We start from the raw sequence: 14,803 nt of genomic DNA on the forward strand, positions 1-14,803 counted from the left end.
GACCGAATGACCTCCCCTGATTCCCTGGCCGCCCGTCCCCGGCTTGCCCTGTTCGACCTGGACCACACGCTGCTGCCGCTCGACTCCGACTACGAATGGGGTGAATTCACCATCCGCATCGGCTGGAACGACCCCGTCGAGTTCGCGCGCCGCAATGGCGAGTTCTATGCCCACTACCAGGCAGGTACACTCGACGTGCACGATTACGTGCGCTTTGCCACCGAGGCCGTGCGTTTGCGCGGGCCCGATGCTGCGGCCGCCGCCCATGAACGGTTCATGCGAGAGGTCATCACCCCGGCGATACAACCCCAGGCCCTGGCCTTGGTGCAGAAGCACCTGGACGCGGGGGACGAGGTGCTGATCGTCACCGCCACCAACGAGTTCGTGACCACCCCGATTGCCAAGGCGCTGGGGGTGGGCGAGTTGCTGGCCGTGCAACTGGTGCGCGATGCGGCTGGCTGGTACACCGGCGAGATCGACGGCGTGCCCACCATGCGCGAAGGCAAGGTGACGCGCATGGAACAATGGCTGGCCCAGCGCCAGCTCACCTGGGGTGATGTCGAGAGCACGTTCTACAGCGACTCTATGAACGACGTGCCCCTGCTCGAAAAGGTCGACCACCCGGTCGCCACCAACCCCGACCCGCGCCTGCGGGCGCTGGCCCAGGAGCGCGGCTGGCGCATACTGGACCTGTTTACTGCACACCCATGATCAAGAAGTTCATCGACAAACTGCTGGGCAAATCGACGCCTGGCACCTCGGGCGGCAAGCCGCATTTCGGCAAGCGCGAAGAGGTGCCCGCCACCGTGCACGGCATCAACCCCGAGCTGGTGGACCGCCGGGCGGCCGAGGTTGTGGCCACGCTCAAGCAGGCCGGCTACGAGGCCTACATCGTCGGTGGCGCCGTGCGCGACCTGCTGCTGGGCCTGCGCCCCAAGGACTTCGACGTGGCCACCAATGCCACGCCCGAGCAGGTCAAGGGGCTGTTCCGCCGGGCCTTCATCATCGGCAAGCGCTTTCGCATCGTGCACGTGGTGCATGGCCGCGGCCGCGAGCACGAGGTGATCGAGGTGTCCACCTTCCGCGCCTACCTGGACAACGCCGCCGCCGGCCAGGTCGCGGGCAACGAAAAGACCAGCAAGCAGCAGCTGTCGGGCATGCAGCATGCCGTGGACGCCAGCGGACGCGTGCTGCGCGACAACGTCTGGGGCCCGCAGGACGAGGATGCCACGCGCCGCGACTTCACCGTCAACGCCATGTACTACGACCCGGTCAGCCAGATCGTGGTGGACTACCACAAGGGCATCCAGGACGCCAAGAAGAAGACGTTGCGCATGATTGGCGACCCCGCCACGCGCTACCGCGAAGACCCGGTGCGCATCATCCGCGCCGTGCGCTTTGCCGCCAAGCTCAGCGCCCTGGGCTTCACCATCGAGGCCAAGACGGCCGCGCCCCTGGTGCAGTCGCAGACGCTGCTCGCCGACGTGCCGCAAAGCCGCATGTTCGACGAGATGCTCAAGCTCTTGCAGACCGGCCATGCCATCGCCACCATCGCCCAGCTCAAGAAGCTCGGCATGTCCAAGGGCATCTACCCACTGCTGGATGTGGCGGTGGAACGCGCCGAGACCCCCTTCGTGAGCGCCGCGCTGGCCGACACCGACCGCCGCGTGGGCGAGGGCAAGCCCGTGGCGCCGAGCTTCCTGCTCGCCTGCGTGCTGTGGGAAGACGTGCGCAACGGCTGGAACGAGCGCATGACCAACCAGCGCCAGCACGCGCTGCCGGCGCTGCAGGAGGCCATCGACGAGGTGTTCGACAAGCGCATCGGCGACGTGTCTGGCCGCGGCAAGCTGGCGGCCGACATGCGCGAGATCTGGGTCATGCAGCCGCGCTTTGAAAAGCGCGTGGGCAGCACGCCCTTCGGCATGGTCATGCAGCCGCGCTTTCGCGCCGGCTTCGACTTCCTGCGCCTGCGTGCCGACGTGGGCGAGATCAGCGAGGCCCTGGCCGAATGGTGGCAAGACTTCCAGGCCGCCGACGACGACCGCCGCGAGGACCTGATGGACCAGGCCCGCGAAGAACAGAAGGCGCGCCAGCGCGTGAGCCAGCCCACGGCGCGCCGCGTGCCCAAGGCATCGCCGGACGGCGAGGGCCAGGCCCCGGCGGCCCCGCAACCCAAGCCGCGTGCGCCCCGTGCTGCCGCTGCCGACGGTGGGCAGGACGATGCAGACGACTTCGCACCCGACCACGGCGGCGATGCCGTGCCACCCGATGGCAGCGCCCCCAAGAAGCGCCGCCGCCGTCGCCGCAAGCCCACGGGCGGTGGTGGCGGTGAAGGCTCTGCCGCGCCTGCGGCACAGTGAGCCAGGCCGCCGGCATGGGCGCCACCACAGCGGTCTTCATTGGCCTGGGCGCCAACCTCGGTGATCGGGGCGCCGCCCTGCAGCAGGCGCTGGCCTCCCTGGCGGCCCTGCCGCAGACCGAGGTGCGCCAGGTCTCCTCGCTGTACCGCAGCGCGCCGGTGGATGCCGATGGCCCCGACTACCTGAACGCCGTGGCCGAGCTGGCCACGGAGCTGACCCCCAAGGCCCTGCTGCAGGCCCTGCAGGCCATCGAACTGGCAGCGGGCCGCGAACGCCTGTACCGCAATGCGCCGCGCACGCTGGACCTCGACATCCTGCTCTATGGTGACGAGGCCATCACCACCCCCGATCTCACCGTGCCGCATCCGCGCATGGGGGAACGGGCCTTCGTGCTGCTGCCCTTGTCCGAGCTGGCGCCTGCGCGTGTCACCCCAGGCCAGTTGGCGGGCGTGGCCAGTCAGCGCATTGAGCGCACTGAAACCTTGCTCTGGCCAGTGGCAGGCTCTGGTAGCTAAGTATTGCGGGGCAGCCGCGCGGCCAGCCCCTGCACCACCACCTCCGTCCAGGCATCGAAGCCCGCATCCAGCGGGTGCGTACTGCCGCTGCTCCAGCGCACCACGAAGGCGCGGTTGGCCATCTGTGGCAGGTGGCGCGCCAGGGTGGGGCAGGCATCGCCATCGATCTGCGCCAGCCGCGCCTGGTGGCCTGCGGCCCAGCCGTCGGGGTCGTCATCGGGCTGCGGCGCCAGTTCCAGGGTCACGAAGCTGACCATGGCGGCAATCACCACGTTGTAGGCATCGAACAGGCCCTGGTCCGCGAACCCGGCCGATTCCAGCAGTGCCAGGATGCGGTCCAGCAGCAGCGGGTCCAGGCTGGCGTTGGAGACCAGCTGCGCACCCAGCACCGGGGCGATGCGCGGGTGCCTGTGCACGGCCCCCCGATAGCGCGCGAACAGGGCGCGCAGTTCGGTCTGCCAGTCGCCTGCCGCGTCGGGTGGTTCCAGCGCGCCCACGGCGGCCGTCACCGCGCCGGCGATCAGCGCGTTGCGCCCACCCGGCACATGCCAGTACAGCGCCGTGGGGTACACGCCCAGCGAGCGGGCCAGGTCGCGCACGCTGAAACCCTCCACCCCCTGCTGGTCGATCAGCGCCAGGGCGGCTGCCAGCACGCTCTCACGCGACAGGGGTGTGCCGGCTGCGGCATCAGGGATAACGGGGACTTTGGAGCGGGCGCGGGGCATCGGGAAAGGGCGGAGACAGTTGCCGGATTGTCGGGCATCCGGCAGCGCCGAACGCTGCCGCTTGCCAGATCACCCTCCGGCATTCATAATTTCTTGTACACCGTACAGGAGATCGTATGAACGCTACCCAGTCCCCCGTGGACCACGCCCTTTTCCAGGCCGTGGAGAACTACCGCGCACGCAACCCACGCAGCGCCGCCCTGCTGGTCGAAGCGGAAACGGCGCTGCCCGGCGGCAACACCCGCAGCGTGCTGTTCCACGGCCCCTTTCCGCTCAGCATGGCGCGCGGCGCTGGCTGCAGGGTGTGGGATGCCGACGGGCATGAATACATCGATGCGCTGGGCGAGTTCACGGCGGGGCTCTATGGCCACTCCCACCCTGTGATCATGGGCGCCATCCAGGAGGCGCTGGCCGGCGGCATCAACCTCTCGTCCCACACGGCACGCGAGGGCCTGCTGGCGCACGAGATACAGCGGCGCTTTCCCTCCATGGAGCTGATGCGCTTTGCCAATTCGGGCACCGAGGCCAACTTGCTGGCCCTGGCCGCCGCCCAGGCCCACACGGGGCGCAGCAAGGTGGTCGTGTTCGATGGGGCCTACCACGGCGGCGTGCTCACCTTCGCAGGCGGGGGCTCGCCGATGAACGTGCCGCACGATTTCGTGCTGGCGCGCTACAACGATGCCGACAGCGTGCGCGCGCTGGTTGCCGCGCACGGGGCAGACATCGCCGCCATCCTGGTCGAGCCCATGCTCGGTGCCGGAGGCTGCATTCCTGGCGAGCCGGCCTTCCTGCAGGCGCTGCGTGATCTGGCCGACGATTGCGGCGCGCTGCTGGTGTTCGACGAGGTCATGACCTCGCGCCTGTCCTTCGGCGGGCGGCAGGGGCTGTTGTCCATCCGGCCGGACCTCACCACGGCGGGCAAGTACCTCGGCGGGGGCATGTCGTTCGGGGTGTTCGGCGGGCGCCGCGACGTGATGGAACGCTTCGACCCGCGCCGCCCCGATGCGCTGGCACACGCCGGCACCTTCAACAACAACGTGCTCACCATGGCCGCCGGCCATGCGGGCCTCGCGCAGGTGCTGACCGCCGAAGTGGTGCAGGCACTCAACCAGCGCGGCGAGCAGCTGCGCGCGCGTTTCAACGCCGTGCTGGAGCGCCATGGCGTGGACATGGCCTTCACCGGCACCGGCTCGCTGATGACGCTGCACGCCACGGCCGCGCCCGTGCACTCACCCGCCGACCTGCAGGGCACCGACGGTCGCGCGAAGGACCTGGTGTTCTTCGGCCTGCTGGAAGAAGGGGTGTTCATGGCCCGGCGCGGGCTGATCGCCCTGTCGCTGCCCGTGGGCGATGCCGAGTGCGATGCCATGGTGGCCGCGCTGGAGGCCGTGGTGGCAAGGCAGCGCAACGTGCTGCCGGCCCGGGCATGAAAAAGCGCCCCGTGGGGCGCTGAAGAAAGGGGCGGTGAGGCGGTCAGTCGACCTTCGCCCCAGATGCCTTCACCACCTGCTGGTACTTGGCGCGCTCGCTGGCCATGAAGGCCTCGAATTGCGCTGGCGTGGTGGCCACGGGCTCGGCCAGCAGCAGGCCGAAGCGGGTCTTGGTCTCGGGCGCATTCAGCGCCGCGACGAAGGCCTTGTTGAGCTTGTCGATCACCGGCTTGGGCGTCGCTGCGGGGGCCACCAGGCCCCACCAGGTGTCAATGGAAAAGCCCTTGAAGGTGTCCGACAGCGGCGGCACGCCGGGCAGGTTGGGGCTGGCGGCCAGCGAGGTCACGGCCAGGGCCTTGAGCTTGCCGGCACGGATGTTGGGGGCCGCAGCCGCCAGATTGTCGATGTTGAAATCCACCTCGCCGGCCAGCAGGGCCAGTTGCGCAGGGTTGGCGCCGCGGTAGGGAATGTGCAGCGCGAAGATGCCGGCGCGCTGCTTGAACGTCTCGCCCGCCAGATGGCCGGCGCTGCCGTTGCCGCCGCTGCCGTAGTTGAGCTTGGCCGGGTTGGCCTTGGCGTAGGCGATCAGGTCGGCCAGGTTGCGGATCTTGAGCTGCTCGGCCTTTGCGGCATTGATCACCAGCACATTGGGCACGCGCACCATCTGCGTGATGGCCGCAAAATCCTTGGCCGCGTCATAGGGCATGCGGCTGTACAGCCAGGGGTTCACGGCGTGCGTGGCGGTGGCCGAGATGCCGATGGTCAGGCCGTCCGGCGCCGCCTTGGCGATCGCGTCGGCACCGATATTGCCGCCCGCGCCGCCCTTGTTGTCGATGATCACGGTACCCAGCGAGTCGCGCACCCGCTCGGCCAGCGCGCGCGCCGTCACGTCGATGGGGCCGCCCGGCGCGTAGGGCACGATCAGGCGGATCGGCTGGCCCGAGTCCTGGGCCATCGCGGCGTGTGGAAGGGCAGCGGCCATGACGGCAGCGCTGGCGAGAAGGGTGGTGAGGTTTCTGCGGTTCATGGTGCCATTGTGCAAAAAATGGAGCGGCCACTACAAAAAAAAGGGCCAGCCATCGGGAAATACCCCCATCGCCCGGGGTGTTGTCTCCACCTCAACCGTGCTTGTCGGCCTCGGAGGTGAAGGCGTCCGCAAAGAACTCTTCGGGCGGCAGGCCACGCTGGGCACTGTAGGCGTCGCGTGCCGACTCGACCACGATGGGGGCGCCGCAGGCATACACCTGGTGGCCCGAGAGGTCGGCAAAATCGTCCATCACCGCCTGGTGCACGAAGCCTGTGCGGCCGCTCCAGCCATCCTCGGGTTGGGCATCGGAGACCACGGGCACGTAGCGCAGGTTGGGCATCTCGGCCACGCGCTCCTGCACCCAGTCGGCCATGTACAGGTCCCCGGGGCGGCGCCCGCCCCAGTAGAGCACGGTAGGGCGTGTGCTGCCCTTGAACTGCAGGTGCTCGATCAGCGCCTTGGTGGGCGCAAAACCCGTGCCCGAGGCCAGCAGCACGATGGGCTTGTCCGAGTCCTCGCGCAGGAAGAAGCTGCCGAACGGCCCTTCCACGCGCAGGATCTCCTTTTCCTTCATGGCGCCGAACACGTGGTCGGTGAAGCGCCCGCCCGCCATGTGGCGGATGTGCAACTCCACCCCCGGCGCATCGCCCTGGGTGTGGGGGGCATTGGCCATGGAGTAGGCGCGGCGCGCGCCGTCGCGCAGGATGAACTCGATGTACTGCCCCGCGTGGTAGCGGAAGGTGTCGGCCGCAGGCAGCTGCAGGCGCAGCTGCATCACGTCGTGCGACTTCTTCGTGAGGGTGGACACGCGCACCGGCATCTTCTTGACCGGGTAGGCGCTCTCGTCCGTGACCTGGCGCGATTCGAGCACCACGTCGGACAGGGGCGTGGCGCAGCAGGTCAGCACGAAGCCGGCGGCCTCCTCGTCGGCCGTGAGCGCCTTGGACTGGTGGTTGGCGTGGAACACCGCGCCGCTGAGCTTCTTGCACTTGCAGGAGCCGCAGGCACCGTCCTTGCAACCATAGGGCAGGCCCACGCCGCTGCGGATGGCGGCGGACAGGATGGATTCATCGCCCTGTGCGGCAAAGGCGCGGCCGCTGGGCTGCACGGAAATCTGGAAACTGGACGCGGGGGCCGCCTCGGCGCTGGTCATGTTGTGGGTATCCTTGGAACTTGTCTTCTTCGCGGACCCGATTTTGCCCTCAAACCAAAGCCCCCTTGGCGCCCTGCCGGCGCGCTTTCGCCGTGAGCGCCTGTTGATCGTTGGCTGTGGCGACGTGGGCCAGCGCGTGGTGCGCCAGCTGCAGGCGCCCGGTGCCGCGGCCCCGCGCGTGCGCGTGCTGGCGCTCACCTCCAGCCCTGACCGCGTGCAGGGCCTGCGTGCACGGGGCATCACCCCGCTTTTGGGCAACCTGGACAACGCGGCCACCCTGCGGCGCCTGTCGGGTGTGGCGACCCGGGTGATGCACCTTGCGCCGCCCCCTGGTGAAGGCGCTGGCAGCGGTAGCTGGTGGCGCGACCCGCGCACCGTGGCGCTGGCGCGCGCGCTGCGCCTGCGCAGCCAGCCGGCCTCCCTGGTGTACGCCTCCACCAGCGGGGTGTATGGCGACTGCCAGGGCGCCCTGGTGCCAGAGACCCGGGCCCTGGCGCCCGCCACCCCGCGCGCGCAGCGCCGTGTGAGTGCCGAGCGCGCCGTGCGCCACCTGGGCCGTGCGGGCGTGCGGGCCAGCATATTGCGCATCCCCGGCATCTACGCCCCCGACCGCGCAGGCGGCACGCCCGAGGCGCGGCTGCGCAAGGGCACGCCGGTGCTGGTGGCCGAGGACGACGTGTACACCAACCACATCCACGCCGACGACCTGGCCCGCGCCTGCCTGCGCGCCCTGTGGAAGGGGCGCCCGCAGCGCATCTACAACGTCAGCGACGAAAGCCACCTGAAGATGGGCGACTATTTCGACCTGGCGGCCGACCTCTATGGCCTGCCACGCCCGCCACGCCTGCCGCGCAGCACGGCGCAGACCGAACTGCCCGTGGTGCTGCTGAGCTTCATGAGCGAGTCGCGCCGGCTGGACAACCGGCGCATGCTGCAGGAGTTGGGCCTGCGGCTGCGCTACCCCAGCGTGGCCGAGGGTCTGCGCACTTAGAAAAACAGGTTCTCAGGGCTTCTCAAGGCTGTTGGACTGCTGGCGGGCACGCCAGTCGGTCGGGGCCGGGCCGGGGCCATACTGCATCGGGCGCTCGTTGCGTACCCGATCCGCAGCAGCCTTGCGGTCGCGCTCCATCTGGTCACGCCGCGCCTGCTCGCGTTCCCGCTCTGACTGCTGGTCGCGGCGTTCCTGGTCGCGCCGGGCGGTGTCGCGCTCCCGTTCACGGCGCTCGCGGTCGGCCTGGTCACGCTGCGCCTGTTCCCGCTGCGCCTGCTCGCGGTTGCGCGCGTGGTCGTGCCGCTCCTGGTCCCGGCGGGCCTCTTCGCGTTGCCGGTCGCGCTCGCGATCCTTATCACGTGCACGCTCACGCTCGCGTTCCTGCTCACGCTCCTGGTGGTAGCGGCGGTCGCGTTCCATCTGGTCGCGCAGGGCCGCCTCGCGGTACTCCTGCTCCAGGCGGTCCTGTTCGCGCTGGCGCTCGCGTTCCTGGCGGTCGCGCTCCATCTCGCGTGCCATGGTGTCCAGGCGCAATTCATTGTCGCGCCGTGCCTCGTCCTCGATGCGGCGCATGCGGTCCATGTCTTGCGCATAGGTGGGGCGCGCTATCGCAGGAGGTGTGCTGCCGGAATGGGGCCGGACGGTCGAGGGCGGTGGGGTCGCTGCCGAGGCCTTCGCCGCCTTTGAAGAGGTGCCCGCTGTGGTGGATCCTGGTGGAATGGGCGAGGGGTAGCTGGCCAGGTCGACGTGCTGCAGACCTGGCAGGCCCGATGGGCGATGCGGGCCTGCGGGGCCCATGGTCGGGGGCACGGGGGCGGCCGCTGTGGATTCTGGGCCTGCATCCTGCATGGGGGCGGCAGCGAAGTTGGACGAAGGTGCCGGGGTTGGCGGTGGCTGTACGGGAGAGGGATAGCTGGCCAGATGCACATGCTGCAGGCCGAGCGGGTGTGCAGGGTAGGTGCCGCGTGGGGCGCAGGCGGTCAACGCTGCACCGAAGAGTGATAGGCATGCCAGGCGCACAGGCAAAGGGGTCATGGGGCTCCTTGGGCAACCGCCAAACTGCGGCGGTGTCCGTTCTAGACGCGCGATGGGGGTGGGCGGTTGACGACAGAGGCTACGGTATTTGGGGGAGGTGCCCAGGCCGCAGCGCGCCGTGCTGAGGGTGTGCCTGTAGGGGAGCGTGGAGCGCAGGGCAGTGCTGCCCTGCTGGCCTCAGCAGGGCGCCTGCCCGCCGTTGGAGCGGCACACGCCGCCAGTGCCAGGGAAGCGCCCCGGCCCGTTGCGCGGGTAGGTATTGCCCTGGTTGTCCGTGCAGCGATAGTCCGAGCACTGCGTGAGCCGTGGCGGGCGCTGCTGGGGCACGGTGGGAAAAGGCTGCGGGAAGACCGCAGGGGGCGGGTAAGGCGCGGGGTAGCCGATGCCGTAGCGCGGCGGCACCACCACCACGCGGGGCTGCGCGGCGCGGGCGCGCTCCACCTCGGCATAGCCCTGGGGGCCCAGGCAATCGAGGTCCATCTGCCGCTGGGCAGCTTCCAGGCGCTGGCCATGTTCCTGCGTGGAGCGGGGTCCCTCGCTGGCCAGCATGTCATAGCTGCGGCGCGAGCGTGCGCACTCGGGCGAGCGCGCATAGTCCTGCGGCAGCGGTGCGTTGGCGGCGCGTGCTCGATTGCGTTCATCGGCACGCCGGGCTTCGGCATCCGCTGCGTCGTTCTCTGCCTGCTGACGCTGCTGCTTGCGCTCCAGGGCCTCGGCGGAGAGTTGTCGGTCCAGCAGAATTTCCTCAGGGGAGCGACGCGGCTCCACCTCGCGCGCTGCCTCTCTGCTGTTGCAGGCGCCGTCGGTGTAGGTCACCTTGCCGGTGCGTGCATCGGTGCAGCGCGTGACCTGGGCCTGCGCGCCCACACACCACCCTGCCAGGACAAGGCTGCAGATAGCGGGCAGGTGGGCGCGGATCATGGCGTCTGGCCGTTGAGGGCCTGCAGCCACTCAGGGCTTTTCAGGGCTGTTCGACTGCTGGCGGGCGCGCCAGTCGGTAGGTGCCGGGCCGGGGCCGTACTGGCGGTTGTCGCCACGGGCCCGGTCGGCGGCCGCACGCCGGTCACGCTCGGCCTGCTCGCGGCGAGCCTGTTCCTGATTGGCCTGGTTGCGGCGATCCTGGTCCCGGCGGGCGTTGTCACGGTCGCGATCACGGTCCCGGTCGCGGCGTTCGCGCTCGGCCTGCTCGCGCCATTGCTGCTGCGCACGTTCGCGTTCGCGCTCACGTGCCCAGTCGCGCTCATCGCGGCGGGTGTTGCCGTAGTACACCGGTGGGGGTGTCACGTACACGGGCTGCGGCGAATGGTAGACCGGCGGCGAGTCGTAGATGATCGTCGACGAGCTCGGCGGGTAGTAGGCAGGGCCTGGCGCGTAGTACGGGTCGCCCGGTACCGTGGCACAGCCAGTCAGCACGGCGCCCAGGACCGTGGCGGAGAGAACGCGGGCGATGGTATTTGTCATATGGATTCAGACTCCCGGCGCACAAGGCGCGTTCCGCGTTGCAGGTAAAGCCCACGAAAACAACACCAATCAGGTGTTACATCGCACAGGCAGATTGCAACTTGACGTTTGAGCCCTGTATTTGGTTGACCGGCATCCAGTTTGCCGCAGACGGGCGCGCGGCGATAGCCCTCCCGGGTAGGCCAAAGGCTACTTGCCTGGTAGGTGGCGTGAAATCGTTCACGCAAAAGAAGGGGCAGCGGCCTCGGCCGCCGCTGGGGGCTTATTTCGGCAGCACGCGGCGAATGGTCTCTGCCAGGTCTTCCGCCACGAACTTGGCCACGTAGCCGTCGGCACCCACGCTGCGCACGTGGTCTTCGTTGGCCGAGCCCGACAGCGAGGAGTGGATGACCACCGGCAGGCCGTGGAAGCGCGCATCCTGCTTGATGTTGCGGGTCAGCGTGAAGCCGTCCATCTCGGGCATTTCCAGATCGGTCAGCACCATGGCCACGCGGTCCAGCACCGTCTTGCCTTCGGCCTCGGCGCTCTTGGCGATCGCGTTCAGGCGGTCCCAGGCCTCCTTGCCGGACTTCACCATCTCGTAGGGTGCGTGCAGCACCTTGAGCTCCTGCTCGATGAGCGAACGCGCCACGAAGGAGTCGTCCGCCGCCAGGATGATGCTGCCAGGCTTGAGCTTGAGCTTTGCGCCCACCTTCTCTTCGGTGACCTCGTGGCCGTCCGACGGGGACACCATCTGCAGGATGGCTTCCACGTCCAGCACCTGGGCCAGGCGCGATTCGTCGGTGTTGCCGTCCAGCCGGGCAATGCTGGTCACCAGCTTGCCGGCGGCACCGCTGGTTTCGGCCGAAAGCACCTGCTTCCAGTCCAGGCGCACGATGTCTTCCACCGACTCCACGGCGAAGGCCTGGGTGGTGCGGGCGTATTCCGTCACCAGCATGATGTTCAGGCCCGTCTGGGGCTTGCAGCCCACGATGGAGGGCAGGTCCAGCACGGGGATCACCTGGCCGCGAAGGTTGACCACGCCCAGCGAGTGGGCCGTGGTGCCCGCGATGGGGGTGATGCTGGGCATGGCCACGATCTCGCGGATCTTGAACACGTTGATGCCGAAGAGCTCGGACTTGCCCAGGGCACTGTCGGTGCCCAGGCGAAACAGCAGCAGCTCGAATTTGTTCGTGCTGGTGAGGTTGGTCCGCTCGTCGATGTCCTGCTGCACTGCTTTCATGGGGATGTCCTTTGCGCGGATACGCGCGTTTACAAATTCTAGGATCAGAACGGTGTGCGCAGCACGTTAAATTGTCAGGTCGTACCCGAATGGGGTCTGCCCGCCCCCAAGCGTCGCGGCGCCGAGACATCTGCCCATGCACGCCCCATGCCAGCCCCCGCCCGGCGTGGCGCAGAGGCTCCTCGCATTGTGCTACAGGCCTGCCACCGGGCCGTAGTGCAGCACGGTGGGGAAAGGGTCATAGAAGTGGTGCAGCAAGGCTTTCCACTCCTGGTACTGCGCGGATTGGCGAAAACCCACCTCATGGTCCTCCAGCGTGGCCCAGCGCACCAGCAGCAGATAGTCATCCTGGCGCTCGATGCAGCGCTGCAATTCGTGCGATTGGTAGCCGGGCATCGAGGCAATGATGCGCTGTGCCTGGGAAAAGGCCTGCTCGAAGGCGCCGGTCTGGCCGGGGCGGATGGTCAATTGGGCAATTTCCAGGATCATCGGGTGGCCTGTTGGTGTGGGTGCAACCCCGGTTGTACCGCAATGGGCACCGGTGCCAGGGCTTTCTACGCCACGCTCGACAATGGGGCCGGTGCGACCGCCCCCGCGGCCAGAACACCGAGCAGGGCCAGCATGGGCGCGTCGGACGCATCGCAGGCCAGGCCCATGTGCCGGTCGAAGGCCAGTGCCCCGTCCAGCGGCCGTACCACCGCGTGGCGCGCATGGGCAGCGTGCGATTGCGGTACCACCGCCAGGCCGATGCCGGCGTCCACCATGTGCAGCAGCAGTTCTTCGCGCTCTGCGCTGGCGCGCACCGCGAGCGCAATGCCACGCTCGGCCAGCAGGCGGATGAACGACTGGTGCAGCGGGCAGTGGGGCCATTCGATCAGCGGCAGGCCCTTGAGGTCTGCGACGCCAAAGCGTTTCTTGAAACGCAGCGGGTGCTGCGCGGGCACCAGCATCACATAGGGCTCGCGCCACAGCGGGAAAAAGGTATCCCCGGGCGCCTTGCAATGCTCGGCCACCAGGCGCAGCCGGGATTCCTCGGCGCTGGCGGTCAGGCGGACCAGGGCCTGGGGCAGGTGCTGCTCCAGTTGCGCCAGCAGCGGCGCAGCCGGGCCCACGAGCAGGGTGTCCTGCAGGAAGACGCGCAGGGTCTCGCGCGGCGCCTCGCGGAAGTCGCGCACCATGGCGTTCGCATCTGCCAGCAGGCTGCAGGCGCGTGGGTACAGGCGGTGCCCTTCGGGCGTGGGTGCCAGGCCGCTGCGGCTGCGCTCGAACAGCACGGCATCGAGCGCATCTTCCAGCCCCTTGATCGCCATGCTGATGGACGGCTGCGCCACAAAGCAGCGCCGCGCGGCCGCCGTCACCGAGCGTTCCTCGTAGGCGGCCACGAAGTAGCCGAGCGCGCGCAGGTCAAACAGCATGCTTCAAAGGCGGTTTCAGACCGGGGTGATGGTGGTGACGGTTTCTCGGAAATAGTCCACCTGGCCCGCCACCGAGTGGCTCACGATCCAGGTCAGGCTTTCCACCTCCCGCTGTTGTACCGCATAAAAGAAGCGCTGGTGGAACTGCGTGAGCACCCAGTCGTTGCCCAGCGGCTGGCTGTGGGTGTGCAGGATCTGCGTGCCCCGGGGGAACACCTCCACCGCCAGGCGCTGCAGCATGGCGATCAGGCCCTGCTTGTCGCTGGCCACCTGCCAACGGGTGTCCGCGCCATCGCGGTAGTGGTCGATGCGCAGGTCCACGTCGTCGGCCACATGGCCCAGCAGCGTGGGCACGTCGCCGTTGGCAAAGGCGGCGATCACCTGGTCGATGGGGTAGGTGGGGGTGGCGGGGTTCGTCGTCATGGCAAGGCTCCTGGGGGAAAGAAAGAAGCCGCGACTGTAGGCAGGCCACTGCGCCGGCACAACGATGGAATTTATGGTCCGCACCGATAAAAAATCGATGGATCCCCAGGCCTCATTCATTCCAACATGCCAGGCACCTGGCGCAGGTAGGCGTGCAGCGCCGCGATCGCCTGGCGCACCTTGGCGGGCTGGGCATCGCGCTGGGGCGTCACGGCCCACACGTCGAGCGTGCCCAGTTCCCACTGCGGCAGCAGCCGCACCAGGCGCCCGGTCCGCAGGGCGTCGTGCACGTCGCTGCTGCCCAGCATGGCCACGCCCAGGCCGGCCTCGCACATCTGCTGCAGCGACAGCTGGTTGTTGCTGGCGATGCGCGGCTCCATGCGCAGCGCGCGCGCCTCGCCCTGGGCGTTGCGCAGCTCGGCGAACATGGCTTCGCCGTCGCGCACCAGCCCGAGCCAGCTGTGCGATAGCAGCGCATCGGGGTGCGCAGGCATGCCGTGCCGCGCCACCCAGTCGGCCGAGGCGCACAGGTAGACATTCATCGCGCACAGGCGCCGTGCTGCCCAGGTGGAGTCCTGCAGCCGGCCAAAGCGCACGGCCAGGTCGATGCGCGCATTGATGAGGTCAATGGGCGAGTCATCCACCAACAGCCGCAGCCTGAGGGCCGGGTTGGCCGCCAGCATGTCGCCCAGGGCCGGTGCAATGTGGCGCGCAAAGCCCACCGTGGCCGACAGGCGCAGCTCGCCGCTCGGTGCGTCGCGCGATGCCGCCAACTCGGCCCGCGCCTGGTCGGCCGCCGCGCACATCGCCGCACAGCGCGCGTGGTAGCGCTGGCCGGCCTCGGTCAGCGCCAACTGGCGGGTAGAGCGGTGCAGCAGGGTGACGCCGCCATCGCTTTCGAGCTTGCGCACCTGCTGGCTCACGGCCGAGGTGCTCATGCCCAGTGCGCGCGCGGCACCGCTCATCGAGCCGTGCTGCACCACGGCAGCGAACACGGCCATGCGTTTCAGATCGTCCATAGGGTTTTTGTGAAGCTGTACTTCAAG

Annotated in this window: 16 protein-coding genes; 5 read left to right on the plus strand and 11 right to left on the minus strand. The window is 68.8% G+C overall.

Annotated elements, in window-relative coordinates; translation table 11 throughout:
- The first annotated feature begins 6 nt into the window (after window positions 1–6).
- Genes ACSQ3Y_RS08765 through folK form a run of 3 tightly spaced genes read left to right on the plus strand, consistent with a single transcriptional unit; the run spans window position 7 to window position 2,875 of the window.
- A complete protein-coding gene (locus ACSQ3Y_RS08765) occupies window positions 7–711 on the plus strand; it encodes an HAD family hydrolase (protein WP_436177010.1) in 705 nt (234 codons plus the stop codon).
- Window positions 708–2,360: a polynucleotide adenylyltransferase PcnB gene (gene pcnB, locus ACSQ3Y_RS08770; protein ID WP_057203479.1), complete on the plus strand. Its 1,653-nt coding sequence runs from the start codon at window positions 708–710 to the stop codon at window positions 2,358–2,360. Before ACSQ3Y_RS08765 ends, pcnB begins: the two co-directional genes overlap by 4 nt.
- Before the next feature lie 14 nt (window positions 2,361–2,374).
- A complete protein-coding gene (gene folK / locus ACSQ3Y_RS08775; RefSeq protein WP_428002196.1) occupies window positions 2,375–2,875 on the plus strand; it encodes a 2-amino-4-hydroxy-6-hydroxymethyldihydropteridine diphosphokinase in 501 nt (166 codons plus the stop codon).
- Here folK and ACSQ3Y_RS08780 read toward each other — a convergent pair.
- The gene (locus tag ACSQ3Y_RS08780) at window positions 2,872–3,600 is read right to left on the minus strand and encodes a TetR/AcrR family transcriptional regulator (protein WP_436177011.1); all 729 of its coding nucleotides are present in this window, start codon (window positions 3,598–3,600) and stop codon (window positions 2,872–2,874) included. The genes folK and ACSQ3Y_RS08780 overlap by 4 nt on opposite strands.
- Before the next feature lie 116 nt (window positions 3,601–3,716).
- Here ACSQ3Y_RS08780 and ACSQ3Y_RS08785 point away from each other — a divergent pair, with 116 nt between their 5' ends.
- Window positions 3,717–5,030, plus strand: coding sequence for an aspartate aminotransferase family protein (locus ACSQ3Y_RS08785; RefSeq protein WP_436177012.1), 1,314 nt, complete (start codon window positions 3,717–3,719; stop codon window positions 5,028–5,030).
- A 43-nt stretch (window positions 5,031–5,073) separates the two neighbouring features.
- Here the strand turns inward: ACSQ3Y_RS08785 and ACSQ3Y_RS08790 are convergent, their stop codons facing one another.
- Both ACSQ3Y_RS08790 and ACSQ3Y_RS08795 read right to left on the minus strand, forming a co-directional pair.
- Window positions 5,074–6,057, minus strand: a complete 984-nt coding sequence (locus tag ACSQ3Y_RS08790; protein WP_436177013.1) for a Bug family tripartite tricarboxylate transporter substrate binding protein — start codon at window positions 6,055–6,057, stop codon at window positions 5,074–5,076.
- Window positions 6,058–6,148: 91 nt separating this feature from the next.
- Entirely contained in the window at window positions 6,149–7,210 is a 1,062-nt protein-coding gene (locus ACSQ3Y_RS08795; RefSeq protein ID WP_436177014.1) for a CDP-6-deoxy-delta-3,4-glucoseen reductase, read from the minus strand.
- A gap of 43 nt (window positions 7,211–7,253) precedes the next feature.
- Here ACSQ3Y_RS08795 and ACSQ3Y_RS08800 point away from each other — a divergent pair, with 43 nt between their 5' ends.
- Window positions 7,254–8,201: an SDR family oxidoreductase gene (locus tag ACSQ3Y_RS08800; RefSeq protein ID WP_436177015.1), complete on the plus strand. Its 948-nt coding sequence runs from the start codon at window positions 7,254–7,256 to the stop codon at window positions 8,199–8,201.
- A 12-nt stretch (window positions 8,202–8,213) separates the two neighbouring features.
- Here ACSQ3Y_RS08800 and ACSQ3Y_RS08805 read toward each other — a convergent pair whose 3' ends face one another.
- The 8 genes from ACSQ3Y_RS08805 to ACSQ3Y_RS08840 form a co-directional block, all read right to left on the minus strand.
- Window positions 8,214–9,236 carry a hypothetical protein gene (locus ACSQ3Y_RS08805; RefSeq protein ID WP_436177016.1) on the minus strand — a complete coding sequence of 341 codons (1,023 nt, stop codon included), beginning with the start codon at window positions 9,234–9,236 and terminating at the stop codon, window positions 8,214–8,216.
- A gap of 177 nt (window positions 9,237–9,413) precedes the next feature.
- Window positions 9,414–10,157 (minus strand): DUF4124 domain-containing protein, encoded by a 744-nt coding sequence (locus ACSQ3Y_RS08810; protein ID WP_436177017.1) that lies wholly within the window; start codon window positions 10,155–10,157, stop codon window positions 9,414–9,416.
- A gap of 30 nt (window positions 10,158–10,187) precedes the next feature.
- A complete protein-coding gene (locus ACSQ3Y_RS08815; RefSeq protein ID WP_057203485.1) occupies window positions 10,188–10,697 on the minus strand; it encodes a hypothetical protein in 510 nt (169 codons plus the stop codon).
- A gap of 262 nt (window positions 10,698–10,959) precedes the next feature.
- Window positions 10,960–11,919, minus strand: coding sequence for a chemotaxis protein (locus tag ACSQ3Y_RS08820; RefSeq protein WP_057203486.1), 960 nt, complete (start codon window positions 11,917–11,919; stop codon window positions 10,960–10,962).
- A gap of 192 nt (window positions 11,920–12,111) precedes the next feature.
- Window positions 12,112–12,408 carry an antibiotic biosynthesis monooxygenase family protein gene (locus ACSQ3Y_RS08825; protein ID WP_057203487.1) on the minus strand — a complete coding sequence of 99 codons (297 nt, stop codon included), beginning with the start codon at window positions 12,406–12,408 and terminating at the stop codon, window positions 12,112–12,114.
- 65 nt (window positions 12,409–12,473) lie between these two features.
- Window positions 12,474–13,334 (minus strand): LysR family transcriptional regulator, encoded by an 861-nt coding sequence (locus tag ACSQ3Y_RS08830; protein WP_057203488.1) that lies wholly within the window; start codon window positions 13,332–13,334, stop codon window positions 12,474–12,476.
- Window positions 13,335–13,349: 15 nt separating this feature from the next.
- Entirely contained in the window at window positions 13,350–13,757 is a 408-nt protein-coding gene (locus ACSQ3Y_RS08835) for a hypothetical protein (protein ID WP_057264707.1), read from the minus strand.
- Between the two features lie 116 nt (window positions 13,758–13,873).
- Window positions 13,874–14,776: a LysR family transcriptional regulator gene (locus ACSQ3Y_RS08840; RefSeq protein WP_436177018.1), complete on the minus strand. Its 903-nt coding sequence runs from the start codon at window positions 14,774–14,776 to the stop codon at window positions 13,874–13,876.
- Between the last annotated feature and the right edge of the window lie 27 nt (window positions 14,777–14,803).

This window comes from Acidovorax sp. LjRoot66, from assembly GCF_964253305.1.
GTDB lineage: Bacteria > Pseudomonadota > Gammaproteobacteria > Burkholderiales > Burkholderiaceae_C > Acidovorax.

Excerpts from the sequence above, each read along its gene's own strand:
- ACSQ3Y_RS08840 (WP_436177018.1), bottom strand. The coding sequence starts at position 14,776 with ATGGACGATCTGAAACGCATGGCCGTGTTCGCTGCCGTGGTGCAGCAC.
- ACSQ3Y_RS08815 (WP_057203485.1), bottom strand. The coding sequence starts at position 10,697 with ATGACAAATACCATCGCCCGCGTTCTCTCCGCCACGGTCCTGGGCGCC.
- folK (WP_428002196.1), top strand. The coding sequence starts at position 2,375 with ATGGGCGCCACCACAGCGGTCTTCATTGGCCTGGGCGCCAACCTCGGT.
- ACSQ3Y_RS08785 (WP_436177012.1), top strand. The coding sequence starts at position 3,717 with ATGAACGCTACCCAGTCCCCCGTGGACCACGCCCTTTTCCAGGCCGTG.
- ACSQ3Y_RS08780 (WP_436177011.1), bottom strand. The coding sequence starts at position 3,600 with ATGCCCCGCGCCCGCTCCAAAGTCCCCGTTATCCCTGATGCCGCAGCC.
- ACSQ3Y_RS08825 (WP_057203487.1), bottom strand. The coding sequence starts at position 12,408 with ATGATCCTGGAAATTGCCCAATTGACCATCCGCCCCGGCCAGACCGGC.
- ACSQ3Y_RS08790 (WP_436177013.1), bottom strand. The coding sequence starts at position 6,057 with ATGAACCGCAGAAACCTCACCACCCTTCTCGCCAGCGCTGCCGTCATG.
- ACSQ3Y_RS08805 (WP_436177016.1), bottom strand. The coding sequence starts at position 9,236 with ATGACCCCTTTGCCTGTGCGCCTGGCATGCCTATCACTCTTCGGTGCA.
- ACSQ3Y_RS08820 (WP_057203486.1), bottom strand. The coding sequence starts at position 11,919 with ATGAAAGCAGTGCAGCAGGACATCGACGAGCGGACCAACCTCACCAGC.
- pcnB (WP_057203479.1), top strand. The coding sequence starts at position 708 with ATGATCAAGAAGTTCATCGACAAACTGCTGGGCAAATCGACGCCTGGC.
- ACSQ3Y_RS08830 (WP_057203488.1), bottom strand. The coding sequence starts at position 13,334 with ATGCTGTTTGACCTGCGCGCGCTCGGCTACTTCGTGGCCGCCTACGAG.
- ACSQ3Y_RS08765 (WP_436177010.1), top strand. The coding sequence starts at position 7 with ATGACCTCCCCTGATTCCCTGGCCGCCCGTCCCCGGCTTGCCCTGTTC.
- ACSQ3Y_RS08835 (WP_057264707.1), bottom strand. The coding sequence starts at position 13,757 with ATGACGACGAACCCCGCCACCCCCACCTACCCCATCGACCAGGTGATC.
- ACSQ3Y_RS08810 (WP_436177017.1), bottom strand. The coding sequence starts at position 10,157 with ATGATCCGCGCCCACCTGCCCGCTATCTGCAGCCTTGTCCTGGCAGGG.
- ACSQ3Y_RS08795 (WP_436177014.1), bottom strand. The coding sequence starts at position 7,210 with ATGACCAGCGCCGAGGCGGCCCCCGCGTCCAGTTTCCAGATTTCCGTG.